We start from the raw sequence: 13,120 nt of genomic DNA, 5'->3' as shown, positions 1-13,120 counted from the left end.
AAAACGTCTGTCAAAAAGATTGTTTGGGCTACACTTATGAGTCAGCACCGTTATATTAAATCACTTTTTCTTTCCATTCTTGGTATGACGCAACGCGGTCACGCCCCTGGAATTTAGCCCCTACGTACATCGCACGGTCTGCATTTCGAATCAGGCTCGCAAGATCGCCTAACTCTTTCAGCGTATCGATTCCGATGCTTGCGGTGATTTCTAACGAATGACCGGATACTTCGATTGGATTGGCGTGTAGCGTCTCACGGATGCGCTCTGCAACGATTCGTGCCGATTCGATGTCCGTATTCGGTAATAACACGACGAACTCTTCTCCGCCGTACCGCGCGACAAGGTCTGTGATGCGTGTTGCCTGCATCAAGAGTTTAGCGACCTCGAACAATACAACATCTCCGATTTCGTGACCATGGGTATCATTGATTTTCTTGAAGTGATCCAAGTCAATCATCAATGCCGAGAACGGATACAAATCCTTTTGCTTGATTCGTCGATCGCCCCACTCTTGCAAGGCACGGTAGTTCGGTAATTTTGTCATGGCGTCTGTCCGGCTATCGATTAAAAGATGTTGTCGTTCTTGGGCCCGTTCAACGGCCCAGGATAACACACGCAATGCACGATACAGCTCATAACCAAAATCTGTCGTGAATTCACCACTTGCTTCCGATGCTAAAAATAACGAGCAATTGATGGTTTCCGTCGCTTCCGGTTTGATGAACAGAATCGATTGTGTTTCTTCAGGAAGACAATCGTAGAGGCGAATGTCCCACTCCTGTTGCATGCCGTAAAGGAGAACTTCCTCTTTTTCAATCAATTCTTCGATGATGATTCCTTCGACGTGATCCGCTTTTAATTTCCGTCCATCTTTCAGCGAATAATAGACTGTCTTTCCTTCTCCAAAATCAAACTTTATCCAGGCGATGTCAGGTTTAACGAATTGATTGAGTTGTTTTAAGTAGCGTTCGATGATGAACTGGGAATCCCCGTCCTGCCACGCTGCTTCTTTTAGACGCTCAATCTGTTCCCAGTGTTCAATCCGGTCACTCGCATGAACTGAACTGCCGAGCGCACGTTTGATGATGAATAATGCAAATGCCGTCATGACCAATGCACTGATTCCATTGTTTTGGGCCATCAAGGTACTAAAAACTCCAAATAACAGTTCTGCCGTAATGACGACTGCTTCAAATCGTAGCAACGGGATCATGACGCTGCTCGGGATATTCTCTCCGAGTAAGAAGTTCGACAATGTATATTGGAACAAAAGGACGACCCACATGATGACGACCATCGTCACGAGCGGTACGATATTCCCGATGAGTGAAAAATCCGGACCGTGTGTTCCACCGAGCGCATTGTAGGCTAAACCTGCCGGCAAAATCAATAAGAGTTCAAGCGTGACGTTGAATGGATAATTGTGCAGCATACGCCGTCGTCCGATTGCCGTATGAAATGAACGCAATTGGTAAATCAGCATCGTCAATTGTCCGACACAAATCGCTGATAACAATCCGTATGTTAAAAAGGTATACAGGACAAAACCAAAGTGGAACGTAAAACTCATATGTCTTCGACGAACCGGGTCGACGACAAAAATCGTCGATAACGCTACTACCAAAAAGAATGTAAAGTAATCGATGCTGAGGCTGTATCCGTCTGCTCTCGCGATAAGATCAATGACAATCACGACGATAAAGAACACGACCCAGCTTCGAAGGAGGTATTGTTGAAAACGACGCACGTTGAGTTCCCCTTCCTAAAAAATTTTTATTTTTTTAAGTGTACTGCATTGCACCTAAGAAAATCTTCAAACGCTCTTTTTCCTAGACAGATTTGTTACAATGTAAACAGAGGTGATGAATACATGAGTACTCAATTTACAAAGGAAGCCTTCGAAGCGTTTGAAATCGAAGGGTTAGAAAACCGGATGGAAGCGATCCGGGAACGGATACAACCTGTTTTTCGGCAGATCGGCGCTGAAGTCTCACCCGATTTGACAGTCAACCTCGCAGAGGATATGTATGTGCACATCGCACAACATGCAAGACGCAAGGTAAACCCGCCTAATGATACGTGGATGGCGTTTTCTCCAAACAAACGTGGTTATAAAAAACATCCGCATTTCCAAGTCGGACTCTTTGATGATCATTTGTTCATTTGGCTCGCTTATATCTACGAGCTTCCTAATAAACAACAATACGCGACGCAACTTCTCGAGCAACAAAATTTGTTACAGGACTTACCGGAGGACTTCGTCATTTCCTACGATCACATGAAAAAAGAAGCAGTTCGTGTGACTGATGCAAACCTTGAACAAGGATTAGTTCGTTTTCGTGATGTAAAAAAAGCTGAATTTTTAATCGGACGGCATGTTTCCGCCCAAAAAGTCAGCACAATGTCCCATGATGCATTACTTGAATTGATTCGAAATACCTACGACCATCTCGTGCCGGTCTATAAAAAGGTTAAATAAAAAGGATGGCCTATAAGGTCATCCTTTTTCTCATTAGTTATATTTTACTAGAATTGACATGACTTGTGTACGGTCAGAATTTAAATTTAGATAAATGTTGACCTTTTTCGCTGAAACGGTCATCGTGTTGAACATTGGATCAAGTTTAGCAGTTGGATACGCTTTTTTTACTTCCTTGACAGAAATCGTGCGTTTGACCATTTTCGGATCATATACGATTGCTGAAACTTTTGCTTTACTGTCTTTTACTCCGTACGTCGAACAATAATGAACGGAACGATCGGGTGTCATAAGCCCGTTACCACTTTGGCACCAGTTCGAATTTTTTTCACCTTTATATGCACTATGTACCTGTGCGAGTGTCGTTCGGTTAAGTTTAACGTTTTTGTCGAGTGACTTAGCATAACCGGCGTTCTTCTTAATATGTTGAAGCCAATTGACATCCGTTGGTTTCGTTGCTTCTGCTGATTGATTATATGAAGTGCCTGACACGACGCTGACGGCAAGAGCTGCTGTTAAGATAAGTCCTAAGATTCGTTTCATGGTGTTACCTCCTAAAAATACTTTGTTAAATAACTCATTCCCCCATTTCTCAAAAAATACTCATCTTCCATACATTTTTTAGAAAAATATTTTAAAAAAGGCTGGTATCCGTGGGATACCAGTCCTGTGTTATTTTTTATGCATTTTAAACTCTAAGAATAATTCATTGTAATGGGCAAGCATCTTTTTCCCCAAGTTTTTGTAGACTTCGAGTGTATCCGTCACAGCTTTATCCGGATAGAACCGTTCGTCTTCCCGTACCTCTGCGTCGAGGAGTTTTAAAGCATCTTTGTTCGGTGTCGAGTAGCCGACATAATCCGTATTCTTCGCAGCGATGTCCGGGCGCAACATGAAGTTGATGAACGCATGTGCCCCTTCGACGTTTTCCGCCGTTTTTGGAATGACGACATTATCAAACCAAACGTTCGACCCTTCTGACGGGATGACGTAGTTCAAGTCTTCATTTTCACTCATGATTTCATTGGCATCACCGGACCAGACGACCCCGATTCCGGCTTCTTCGTTTGCGAGCAGTAGCTTGATTTCATCTCCAACGATCGCTTTGACGTTCGGCGTCAAGTCCATCAAGTTCGCTTTTGCTTCCTGGAGCTTGTCTTCGTCCGTTTCGTTCAAGGAATAACCGAGACTGTTTAGACTCATCCCCATCACTTCACGGGCTCCGTCCGCTAATAAGATTTGATTTTTAAAGGCAGGGTCCCATAAATCTTTCCAACTCGTTGGTTCTTTTCCATCAAGCAGTTTTTGATTGTAGACGATGCCGACCGTCCCCCAAAAATACGGGATCGAATACTGATTGCCCGGGTCGAACGGCAAATCAAGGAAACGATCATCGATATGCTTGAGATTCGGAATTTTCGATTGATCAATCGGGATGACGAGATCTTCTTCAATCATCTTCGCAATCGCATAATCTGAAGGAACGGCGATATCATACGTCGTCCCTCCTTGCTCAATCTTCGTCAACATCGCTTCGTTCGAGTCGAATGTCTGATAGACGACTTTAATTCCTGACTCTTCTTCAAACTGATCGATTAAGTCCGGGTCGATGTAATCCCCCCAGTTGTAAATATTCAAGACATTTCCCCCGGAATAACCTTGTGTCGCGTTTAAGCGGTTCAAAGCAAACAGGATGACGCCCGAGATTAAAAAAATCGTTACGAACAATTGGATTAATTTTTTCAACGGTCATTTCACCTCCGGTCGTGACAACTTCGCTACAGAACGTTGGTTCAAGAAATAGTAGCCGATGACAAGTAAGAACGTAAATAAGAAGATGACGGTCGACAAGGCATTGATTTTCATCGAAATCCCTTGGCGTGCCAATGAATAGATTTCAACGGATAAGGTCGTAAACCCATTCCCCGTCACGAAAAATGTCACAGCAAAATCATCGAGTGAGTACGTCAGTGCCGTAAAGAATCCGGCAAAGATCCCCGGTGTGATGTACGGCAAGATGACTTTCGTCAGGACGTCCAAACGACTTGCCCCTAAATCACGTGCCGCATCGACGAGCGTCGGGCTCATCTCTTGCAGTTTCGGCAAGACGAGGATGACGACGATCGGGACAGAAAACGCGATGTGCGACAGTAAGACGGATGTAAAGCCAAGTTGAATCCCGAGCATCGTAAAGAAGATTAAGAACGATGCACCGATGATGACGTCCGGACTGACAATCAAAATACTATTAAGTGTCAGGAGCGACGTTTCAATCCGCTTTTTCCGAACTGCTTGAATCCCGATTGCACCGAACACGCCGACAATCGTCGAGATCGCTGCTGAGAGCAAGGCGATGACGAGTGTATTCAAGACGATGATCAAGAGGCGTGAATCTTGAAAGACTTCCTTATACCAATCCCACGTGAAGGAATCAAAGTTCGTCATGTTATCTGCACTGTTGAACGAATAGAATGCGAGATAGAAGATTGGAGCATACAAGACGATGAAGACACCAATCAAATATAGGTTTGCCAGTTTAAACCGTTTCATCATGCCGTCGCTCCTTTCTTCCGTTTTGTACTCGTCAAGGCGAGAATGATGGCCATCGCGATGATCAAGAAGACGGCGATTGTCGCACCCATCCCCCAGTTTTGGGTGACAAGAAATTGTTGTTCAATTGCTGTACCGAGCGTGATGACACGGTTCCCGGCAATCAGGCGGGTAATCATGAAGAGTGATAACGCCGGGATGAAGACAAGTTGACAGCCTGACTTCACACCATCAATCGTCAACGGGAAGACGACACGACGAAATGTCGTAAAGTTCGATGCCCCTAAGTCACGTGCCGCAAAGACGAGCGACGGACTTAACTTTTCGATGGCATTAAAAATCGGCAAAATCATGAACGGGATGAAGATGTAGACCGACACGAAGACGAAGCTGAAGTCCGTGAACAGGATTTGCTTCCGTCCGATGCCAATCGCTTCAAGCGTTTGGTTCGCGAGTCCGTACGTGCTGAACAGTCCGATGAAGGCATAGGCTTTCAGCAGCAGATTGATCCAGGTCGGCAAGATGATCAAGAGCAACCAAAGTTGTTTATGCTTCGTTTTCGTCAATAAATAGGCCGTCGGATAACCGATCGCAAGCGAAAACAACGTGATTAAAAAAGCATACCAAAATGAACTGAGCGTCATCGTCAAATACGTCGAGGTAAAGAAATTCTGATAGTTGACGAACGAGAAGTTTCCATCTAAATCAAGGAACGAATAATAGATGACAAGCACGATTGGTGCGATGACGAACAAGGCAATCCAAAATGTATAGGGAATCAGGTACCAGTTACGTGTTTTTTGCATCATAACACCCCATCGTACGATTCAAGCCGTTTATCAAAGTCCTCTTCCGTCTCATTCAGACGCATGACATGAATCGCTTCCGGATCAAATGTCAGACCGATATGCTCACCGACTGTCGCTTTTTTCGTGCTATGGACGAGCCACTCATTTCCGACTTCATCGATACAGGCGATTTCATAATGGACGCCGCGGAAGAGTTGTGAATCGACCGTCACCCGCAGCTTCCCTTGGGCGACATTCGTGATTTCTAAGTCTTCCGGACGGATGACGATTTCGACCGGCTCATTCAATTCAAGTCCCCGGTCGACACATTCAAATTCTTTTTCAGCGAACGAAACGAGGTAGTCGTTTAACATCCATCCCGGAATGATGTTCGATTCACCGATGAAGTCGGCGACGAAGCGGTTGATCGGTTCATCATAAATGTCGGTCGGTGTCCCCGATTGTTGGATTGAACCATGATTTAAGACAAAAATTTCATCCGACATCGCAAGCGCTTCTTCTTGATCATGCGTGACGAAGATGAACGTAATCCCAAGACGACGCTGTAAGTCGCGCAGCTCGTATTGCATCTCCGTCCGCAACTTCAAATCGAGTGCTGACAAGGGTTCGTCCAGTAAAATCACTTCCGGTTCATTAACGATTGCCCGGGCAATCGCGACACGTTGACGTTGTCCACCCGACATCTCTGTGATTTCCCGTTTTTCATAGCCCGATAAGTTAACGAACTTCAACGCATCAAGGACACGTTGCTTAATGTCTGCTTCTTTGACCTTTTTGATTCGGAGGCCGAAGGCGATGTTCTCGAAGACGTTTAAGTGCGGGAACAAGGCATAATCCTGGAAAACCGTATTGACTTGACGTTTGTTCGCCGGAACATCGTTAATCCGTTTTCCGTTGAAGATGATTTCACCCGCTGTCGCTTCCGTAAAACCGGCAATCAAGCGCAGGACTGTCGTTTTACCGCATCCGGATGGGCCGAGCAATGTGTAGAACTTCCCCCGCTCGATTTCGAAGCTGACACCGTCGAGGACGGTTTGGTCGTCAAACTGTTTTGATACTTCTTTGAATTGAATGATCGTATTCGTTGTCACTTTAGTTCCTCCTTAAAGATACGAGTCGGTTGCTGTGACGAGAAGTTTCGCCTCCGTCGCTGACTCGTTTCGTAGTTGATGGATTTCTGACGCTTTATAGTAGAACGTCTCACCTTGTTTCGCCCGGAATATTTGTCGACCGAGTGCGAGTGTCACGTTACCCTTGAGGACATAAACGAATGTTTCCGATCCGGACGGTTCATAAGCTTTAAATGAACTGTTCGCAGCAAGCGTCAACAGGACCGGCTCCATTTCTTTTTCATTCGACTCCGGAATCAACCAGGTGACGTGGTACCCTCGTTCCTCATCGGCATAACTCGTGACATCGTCTCGTGTATAAACGACTTTCTGATTCAGCGCCTCCTCATCGAAAAAGTCTCTTGCTGATATGCCTAATACTTCAAGGAGGCTAAATAATGTCTCAATCGAGGGAGAACTGATCTCTCGCTCGATTTGCGAAATATATCCTTTACTTAAATCGGTTCTTTCCCCGAGCTCTTCTTGTGTCAATCCTTTTTGAAGACGCAGGTTTTTAATTTTATTGCCAATCGTACGCACTTTACGCCCTCCTCTCCCATACTGTTCCTGAGTTTAGTATAAGACGACTGAAAGTTTACTAATCACGTACCGATTATAGCGTACTGACTTTTTTTAGCAAGGGAAATTACTCACTTTTTTCAGGAGGGTTTGACACCGATAACGCTTACACCTACAATTAATATCAGGTACTAAAATGAGGAGGAATTCACGATGCGCATTGCTTGGATTACAGACAGTACGACGATTGTGCCAAACTCAATCGTCGACCATCAAGACTTAACGATCGTCCCGTTACTTGTCATGAAGGATGGTGAAAGTTTTATCGACGGTGTCGATGTCAATGCTGAGACTGTCTATAGCTGGATCGATGCCGGTCATAAGGTCACGACAAGCCAACCTTCGATTGGGACTTTTACGGAACACTATGAAAAACTAAAAGCAGACTATGACTTCGGATTTGCCGTTCATTTATCAAGCGAACTGAGCGGTACGTATAATGCTTCCATTCAAGGAGCAGAAATTGCCGGTTTTCGTCTGATTGCGATTGATTCCCGTTGCGGTATCTATCCAGCAGGACAATTACTTGCGGAAGCGATCCAGTTAGCAGAACAAGGAGTTGCGATTGAACAAATCGAACAGATGATTTTAAAACGACGGTTCGATCATCACATCGAATTTACCGTCGAAAACTTAAAACAGTTGCAAGCTGGCGGTCGCATTTCATCGACGAAAGCTTTCGTCGGTAATTTACTTCAATTACGCCCGCTCTTCCACTTCGAGGAGGGCAAAATCGTTCCTTACCAGACGGTTCGGACCTTCAAGAAAGCGCACTCCAAAATTTATGATCATCTCGTCGAAATCCTTGAACGTGGTGACGTAACGGATATTTCACTGTTTCATGCCACAGCGTACGACTTAGCACGGGAATGGAAAGTAAAACTCGAGGCGCGCTTCGATGTCTCGATTCGTATTGACGATCTTACGCCTGTCCTCGGCTCACACACCGGGAATCCGGCGATTGGCATGTCATTCTTAAATCCGACAAGCCGACACTAATGTCTAAAATTGAAAGATTCAGGGTAAACCTTCTTTAGAGATTAAAGGAGGTTTTTCTATTGAAAAATAAATGGATTTGGTTGAACTGGCTTGGTTTCATCTTTGCTGTAACAGTTAACGCACTCGACGGTGGGAAAACCGGTCGTATTTCCGACACGATTCCGACGTTGTTCAAACCTGCCGGGTACGCGTTCTCGATTTGGGGACTCATTTATGGTGTTTTACTTGTTTGGTTAATTTTACAGACCATCCCGAAATTCAAAGAACATGAAATCGCAAAAAAAATCGGTCCTTGGTTTTTGATTAGTTGTCTCTTTAATGCCGCTTGGATCGTCACATTCGCTTACAAACTTTTTCCATTGACGCTCGTCGTCATGATTGGTCTACTCGCTTCTTTGATGGTCATTTACTCGAAGGTCGATCGCGAAACAAAAGCCCTTCGTTTTAAAGTCCCGTTCTCCCTTTACATCGGCTGGGTCTCGGTCGCGACAATCGTTAACGTCTTCATCGTCATGCAGACGCAAGGCATCACGAAGTTGCTCGGCATCGGTGACGCCGGTTGGACGATGATCATGCTTCCGGTAGGTGTCATTGTCGCACTCATCTTTATGTTTGCGAACCGCGATCCGATTTATCCGCTCGTCTTCGTTTGGGCCTATATCGCGATCAACTTTAAATCAGATGACGGTCTCGTTGATACGGTCGTCCTCGGTAGCGTCGTCGTCCTTCTTGCAGGATACGTCTTCTTACTCGTCCGGATGCGTCGGCAAATCCATGTGAGCAAGTAACGTTATTTCTGTTTGAAACACGCGTATACTGGAGACAAAGGAGTGATTGTCATGAACATCACATTTACACGTCCCGCACTTGACCGGATTGAACAATTGCGCGGTGACATTAAAGGACAGCTTCATCTTTATTACGACACAGAAGGATGCGGTTGTGGAAACTCCGGTATCTTCAGTATCCGTTTCGTCGAGTCGGCGACTGACGAAGATATGACGATTGATTCAAATGTCGGTCCCGTCCTCGTCAAACGTTGGTCGAGTCACTTTCTCGATCAAGACATGACACTCGATTATAAAGAAGAATCAAAATCACTGATTTTAAAAAGCGACGGACAATACTTCAATACGAATGTTCTTGTGACCGATCATACCGGCTGTCAGTTGACACCGAATCGGTAAGTACAAAAAAGGCAGCCTCCCTTGTGGAAGCTGCCTTTTGTAATAGTTGGACAGACAGAGGCTGCGTTGATTACAGAGTCACGGTCATCTATAAAATGTACTAGAGTTCTGTCTGCATCGTACACGAGTCGAGTAGGTTTTTCCGCCCGATCAACCTACTACCAATACGTTTTTCGTCCCCCATATCTTCGCACGCATCATGCCGGCGTGCTTATCTAGCTTACGTAACCAATCCGTGATTGGATTTAAAAAACAACATTTTTTTAGCCGACATCACGTACTGTACGCTCAATCGTCTGCTGATCCAAGTCCTTGACGTTCATCGGACGGCTATAGTAATACCCTTGTCCATAATCACAGCCGAGGCGTTTTAAAAATTCGTGTTGTTCGAGTGTTTCGACACCTTCCGCCACGACCTCAATTCCGAGACTTTTCGCTAATTGAATGATCATTTCCGTGATGGCCGTGCCCCGCTCGTCATGCGGAACCTCATCGATGAACGATTTATCAATCTTTAAGATATCGATTGGTAAGTGCTTCAAGTGGGTCAATGAAGACAACCCTGTTCCGAAGTCATCCAAAGCAATCGTCAGACTCAACTGTTTCAGTTCACCAAGCATCATCAGGGCCCGTTCCAAGTTTTCCATGACAGAGGTTTCCGTAATTTCGAGTTGAAGATGAAGCTCTCCCCCGCGTTCGAGTGAATGATGGACAATCTCTTTAATCATTGAATTATGAGACTCGGACCGGAAGTGCATCGCTGATAAGTTGACCGACACCTGACGAATGAAGTGATCCTCCTTTTTCCACAACTCCATCTGGTGGACCGTCTCCTTCAAGACCCATTCTGTCAGTCGATGAATCAAACTGTACTTTTCAGCAATCGGAATGAACTCGGCCGGTGAGATGAAGCCGAGTTTCGGATGGTTCCACCGAATCAGGACCTCTGCTTGTTCGACCTTCCCTGTCGCTAACGCAATCTTCGGCTGATAGACGAGATTAAATTCTTTGTAATCGGTCATCGCCTTTCGGAGTGAACCGACGATCAACTGTTCCCGTCGATCCGAGTGAATCAATTCATCATATAAAACAAACCGATCGCGCCCTTCATTTTTTCCAGCCCGTAAGGCACTCTCCATCTGACCAATCCGCATCTCTAACGTTTCTTCTGGATTCGGCAAGATGACACCAATCGTCGCAGTTAAATGAATCTCTTGATTTTCAAGGAGCATCGGTTGACGGATTTGCTCGAGCACTTGATTAAATGAAGCCTCAAGTTGTTCCGTATCGACTTGTTTAATCAAGAAAAACTGTGTTCCGTTATAGCGGATACAGGTTTCTTCTTCACCGAGGATTTCTTTAATCCGATCTGCGAACTGACGAATGATCGTATCCCCTTGATCAAAACCGAATGTGTCATTAATCCATTTATAGCCGTCTAAATCAATCAACGCCATCGCCATCGTTTGTTTCGAGCGGTTGTATTGTCCATCCACCTTCATCATGTGATGGTCAAGCCAGCGCCGATTGTGCAGCCCTGTCAAATGGTCCGTATAGGCCATCATTTGAAGTGCGCGTCGTTCCAAGTGGATGTAGAGTCCCGTGATCAAGATGATTAAAATAAAGATTGGAATCGCCACTTCACTCAAGATGTTCGACGTGATCGGGTCATTTGACAAAACGGTAGTGGAATCAGCCGGTATACAAAATGTCGTTCCGAGCATGCCTACGTAATGCATCGCTGATACGGCTAAGCCCATCAATGTCGCGACAGGGATTAAAATGCGTTTTTTGTCGACATGGCGCGTCATATAAAGCAATAATAGCGCCACATAGGCAACCGTCACGGCAATTAACACTGAAAGAGTGAAGATGCCGGTGTCATAACGGATATCTCCCCCAAACTGCATCGCGGCCATCCCGAGGTAATGCATCATTGTAATTCCAATCCCGATGAGTGAACCTGCAAGCACGACTTTTTTACGCGTAATCGCAGAATAATATAATAAATAAAAGGCAATCCATGCAGCCATGATCGCGGGTACGACCGAGAGTAACATCAGGACCCAGTCATAATTGACCGCGACCGATAATTCGAATGCACCCATTCCAATAAAGTGCATGCCCCAAATCGATAACCCCATCGTCAATGATGAAAGAAGCAGTGTTCGTTTTCTTAAGGACGTCGCTTTAGCCAAGCGTCGATTGAGTTCAAGCGAGGCGTAGGATCCGACAATGGCGACGATAACCGATAGGATGACCAGTGCCTCTTCATAGTGTTTCGGTAGTATGATCCATTCATTCATTGTGTAAGTGCCTCTCTTTTTGACTGACATTCCTATTAGTATCGTCTTAATTCGTCATTTCTTTCAGTACTGTTTCGAATTTTTATCAAAATCAGGCGAGAATACGCCCACTTCTAAACAATTCGGGTGAAGCCCGAGTGAAAGTGGGAGATGAATCGCCACCCTCTCTTTCGGGTATATTCTTTTTGAAGGAGGTGAAAAATCTTGTTGACTCACAAGGCCTACAAATTCAGAATCTACCCGACAAAAGAGCAGGAAATCCTGATCGCGAAGACGATCGGTTGTTCGCGCTTCGTCTTCAACCACTTTTTAGCGAAGTGGGATGAGACATACAAAGCGACAGGTAAAGGACTGTCCTACGGGTCTTGTTCGAAAGAACTCCCGTCGTTGAAGCAGGCGTTCGACTGGTTGAAAGAAGTCGATAGCACGTCTGTGCAGACGAGCGTCAAACATCTTGCCGATGCCTTTGACCGCTTCTTCAAGAAGCAGAACGAACGGCCCCGCTTCAAGTCAAAGTGCAGCCCTGTTCAATCGTATAAGACGAACATTCAAGGTAAGTCTCAACTTCCAGAAGTCTCGATTGTCGGCGCAAAAATCAAAATTCCAAAGCTGAAGTGGGTGCGTTTCGCCAACTCGAGGCAGGTCGTCGGACGCATCTTGAACGCGACCATCCGGCGGAACGCTTCAGGTAAATACTTCGTCTCCCTGCTCGTCGAGCAGGAGAGCAACGAAATGCCGAAGACGGGCTCATCCGTCGGCGTCGATGTCGGGTTGAAGCACTTCGCCACCCTGTCGGACGGCACGGTGTACAAGAATAACCGTTACTTCCGTTCGCTTGAGAAAAAGCTGGCACGTGAACAACGTAAACTCTCTCGTCGTCAACGGTTGGCCTTGGACAAGAAAGGAACACTTTCCGAGGCGAAGAACTACCAGAAGCAGAAGCGGAAGGTCGCCCGCATCCACGAGAAGATCGCGAACAAGCGAACCGATTTCCTGCACAAGGTATCGATCGAGATCGTCAAAAACCACGACGTCATCGGCATCGAGACCTTGCAAGTGAAGAACATGCAGAAGAATCGCAAGTTGAGCAAGTCCATCT

At 45.5% G+C, this 13,120-nt stretch carries 13 protein-coding genes; 5 read left to right on the top strand and 8 right to left on the bottom strand.

All coding sequences use genetic code 11. The features are described 5' to 3' along the window. Positions 1–55: 55 nt before the first annotated feature. Positions 56–1,750 (bottom strand): GGDEF domain-containing protein, encoded by a 1,695-nt coding sequence (locus KNP99_RS15495; protein ID WP_214807160.1) that lies wholly within the window; start codon positions 1,748–1,750, stop codon positions 56–58. A gap of 123 nt (positions 1,751–1,873) precedes the next feature. Between KNP99_RS15495 and KNP99_RS04760 the strand changes: the two genes are divergently transcribed. After that, entirely contained in the window at positions 1,874–2,482 is a 609-nt protein-coding gene (locus KNP99_RS04760; protein WP_029331532.1) for a YktB family protein, read from the top strand. Positions 2,483–2,515: 33 nt separating this feature from the next. Here the strand turns inward: KNP99_RS04760 and KNP99_RS04755 are convergent, their stop codons facing one another. The 6 genes from KNP99_RS04755 to KNP99_RS04730 all read right to left on the bottom strand — a co-directional run bounded on the left by KNP99_RS04755 (position 2,516) and on the right by KNP99_RS04730 (position 7,490). Continuing rightward, positions 2,516–3,025: a hypothetical protein gene (locus KNP99_RS04755; RefSeq protein WP_029331533.1), complete on the bottom strand. Its 510-nt coding sequence runs from the start codon at positions 3,023–3,025 to the stop codon at positions 2,516–2,518. Between the two features lie 129 nt (positions 3,026–3,154). Beyond that, entirely contained in the window at positions 3,155–4,216 is a 1,062-nt protein-coding gene (locus KNP99_RS04750; RefSeq protein WP_371816049.1) for an ABC transporter substrate-binding protein, read from the bottom strand. A 15-nt stretch (positions 4,217–4,231) separates the two neighbouring features. Beyond that, positions 4,232–5,035: an ABC transporter permease gene (locus KNP99_RS04745; RefSeq protein WP_088837844.1), complete on the bottom strand. Its 804-nt coding sequence runs from the start codon at positions 5,033–5,035 to the stop codon at positions 4,232–4,234. Then, positions 5,032–5,841: an ABC transporter permease gene (locus KNP99_RS04740; RefSeq protein WP_214807158.1), complete on the bottom strand. Its 810-nt coding sequence runs from the start codon at positions 5,839–5,841 to the stop codon at positions 5,032–5,034. Before KNP99_RS04740 ends, KNP99_RS04745 begins: the two co-directional genes overlap by 4 nt. Continuing rightward, on the bottom strand, positions 5,838–6,932 hold the full coding sequence (locus tag KNP99_RS04735; RefSeq protein ID WP_215193049.1) for an ABC transporter ATP-binding protein: 1,095 nt from the start codon (positions 6,930–6,932) through the stop codon (positions 5,838–5,840). Before KNP99_RS04735 ends, KNP99_RS04740 begins: the two co-directional genes overlap by 4 nt. Positions 6,933–6,944: 12 nt before the next feature. Then, the gene (locus KNP99_RS04730; RefSeq protein WP_088837847.1) at positions 6,945–7,490 is read right to left on the bottom strand and encodes a helix-turn-helix domain-containing protein; all 546 of its coding nucleotides are present in this window, start codon (positions 7,488–7,490) and stop codon (positions 6,945–6,947) included. Positions 7,491–7,682: 192 nt separating this feature from the next. Here KNP99_RS04730 and KNP99_RS04725 point away from each other — a divergent pair, with 192 nt between their 5' ends. The 3 genes from KNP99_RS04725 to KNP99_RS04715 are packed head-to-tail and all read left to right on the top strand — an operon-like array spanning position 7,683 to position 9,715. Further along, on the top strand, positions 7,683–8,528 hold the full coding sequence (locus KNP99_RS04725; protein WP_214807155.1) for a DegV family protein: 846 nt from the start codon (positions 7,683–7,685) through the stop codon (positions 8,526–8,528). 59 nt (positions 8,529–8,587) lie between these two features. Continuing rightward, complete coding sequence (locus KNP99_RS04720) at positions 8,588–9,316, top strand: tryptophan-rich sensory protein (RefSeq protein WP_214767096.1); 729 nt, start codon at positions 8,588–8,590, stop codon at positions 9,314–9,316. A 51-nt stretch (positions 9,317–9,367) separates the two neighbouring features. Next, on the top strand, positions 9,368–9,715 hold the full coding sequence (locus tag KNP99_RS04715) for an iron-sulfur cluster biosynthesis family protein (RefSeq protein ID WP_088837850.1): 348 nt from the start codon (positions 9,368–9,370) through the stop codon (positions 9,713–9,715). Between the two features lie 263 nt (positions 9,716–9,978). Here the strand turns inward: KNP99_RS04715 and KNP99_RS04710 are convergent, their stop codons facing one another. Next, on the bottom strand, positions 9,979–12,021 hold the full coding sequence (locus KNP99_RS04710) for a putative bifunctional diguanylate cyclase/phosphodiesterase (RefSeq protein WP_215193048.1): 2,043 nt from the start codon (positions 12,019–12,021) through the stop codon (positions 9,979–9,981). A gap of 204 nt (positions 12,022–12,225) precedes the next feature. Between KNP99_RS04710 and KNP99_RS04705 the strand changes: the two genes are divergently transcribed. Next, positions 12,226–13,120, top strand: an 895-nt coding sequence (locus tag KNP99_RS04705) for an RNA-guided endonuclease TnpB family protein (protein ID WP_215193047.1), incomplete at its 3' end; no start/stop codon positions are given.

Origin of the sequence: Exiguobacterium sp. s95 (genome assembly GCF_018618655.1) — a bacterium.
GTDB classification, from domain to species: domain Bacteria; phylum Bacillota; class Bacilli; order Exiguobacteriales; family Exiguobacteriaceae; genus Exiguobacterium_A; species Exiguobacterium_A oxidotolerans.
This window is presented reverse-complemented; position numbering and strand designations above follow the sequence as displayed.